General features: G+C 67.5%; 1 protein-coding gene. It reads right to left on the reverse strand.

Features of this window, described 5'->3' with window-relative positions:
* Positions 1–234, reverse strand: a 234-nt coding sequence (locus ACYQ8K_RS30345; RefSeq protein WP_459975096.1) for a hypothetical protein, incomplete at both ends; no start/stop codon positions are given.

Consider the following 234-nt stretch of genomic DNA (forward strand, 5'->3'; position numbering starts at 1 on the left):
TCGATATGGGTGACCTTCAGGTGCGGATGCTCGGCACCGCTCACCCTTAGCAAGCCACGCAGCCCGCCCTGCTCGAGGTTGACGTCGTCGTGGGACAACACCTGCTGCGCATTGCGGGTCACCACGTACAGCCGCGGCGCGTGCCCCATGATCTCGGGGAGTTCGCGGGCGATACGCACCAAGTGGCCCACGTACTCGCGGCCGCGCGCCGTGGACTCGGCGTTGTCGGTCTGC

It is taken from the genome of Mycobacterium sp. MUNTM1 (assembly GCF_054660795.1).